The following is a 1,277-nucleotide window of genomic DNA, read 5'->3' on the forward strand; positions in this document are numbered from 1 at the left end:
ACCAGATTCTCGTAATTGCCACCGCTCACGCCGGTGATCGAGTTGCTCAGCGGCTCATGGCCGTTCAACGCATCGTTCGGTGCGGTGGTGGTCACGGTGCCCGTGGTCTTGCCCACTTCGATGGTGATGTTCTGACCGTTGGCAAGGGTCACGGTGACTGGCGAACCGGTTACCGGTGCACCGACGGTCGCTGTGTAAGTGACGGTGCCACCTTCAGCGGCGGACTCGGTCGCGGTCAGTTTGACCGTGGTGGTGTCGATGGTGTCGGTGACGTTGGTCACGGCCGGCGTGGTGCTTGGCACCAGGTTTTCGAAGTTGCCACCGGTGGCAGTCGAAATGGTTGCTTCGACTTTACCGGCGTCTTTGTACACGTCATCGGCAGGCGCCGGGACAGTCACGGTGCCGGTGGTTTTACCGGCCTCGATGGTGATCACCGCGCCGTTGGACAGAGTCACGGTCACTGGCGTGCCAGCTGGGTTGGTCAGGGTCGCGGTGTAGACAATCGAACCACCTTCAGCCACCGAGTCGCTGGCGGTCAGGTTCAGGTTGGTGGTGTCGACGGTGTCAGAAACCGAGGTGTTCGCCGGTTTGCTGTCGGTCACCAGGTTTTCATAGTTGCCGCCAGTGGCCTTGTCGATGGTCACGCTCAGCGAGCTGCCGCCCGCCAGCGGGCTGTTCGGTGCAACGAAATTCACGCTGCCGGTGGTTTCTCCGACGGCGATGGTGATGGTCTGTCCGTTGGACAGGGTAACCACGACTGGCGCGCCGGTTACCGGCGCGGTCACGGTCGCGGTGTAGACCACGGTCTCGCCTTCGGCGACGTTGGCGGTGGCAGTCAGCGACACAGTGGAGGTGTCGATGGTGTCGTTGACGGTGGTCACGGCCGGTGTCGTGTTCGGCACCAGGTTTTCGAAGTCGCCACCGGTCGCGCCCTTGATGGTCGCCTCAACGGTGCCGGCGTCCTTGTAGACGTCATCCTTCGGTGCATCGACGGTCACGGTGCCGGTGGTCTTGCCGGCCTCGATGGTGATCACTGCGCCATTGCTCAACGTCACGGTCACCGGGGTGCCGGCCGCGTTGGTCAGGGTAGCGGTGTAAGTGATCTGGCCGCCTTCGTTCACCGTCGGGGTCGCGCTCAGCGACAGGTTGGTGGTGTCGACGGTGTCGGTTACGGTGGTGCTGACCGGGGTCTTGTCGGCGACGAGGTTTTCGTAGTTGCCGCCGCTGACGTTGGTGATCGAGTTGCTCAGCGGCTCATGACCGTTCAACGCATCGTT

Annotated in this window: 1 protein-coding gene; it reads right to left on the reverse strand. The window is 62.8% G+C overall.

From position 1 onward, the window contains the following. On the reverse strand, positions 1-1,277 hold a 1,277-nt coding region (locus tag U862_RS0128610; protein ID WP_029977906.1), incomplete at both ends, for an immunoglobulin-like domain-containing protein.

Source organism: Pseudomonas sp. H1h, assembly GCF_000633255.1.
In the GTDB taxonomy this organism is placed as follows: domain Bacteria; phylum Pseudomonadota; class Gammaproteobacteria; order Pseudomonadales; family Pseudomonadaceae; genus Aquipseudomonas.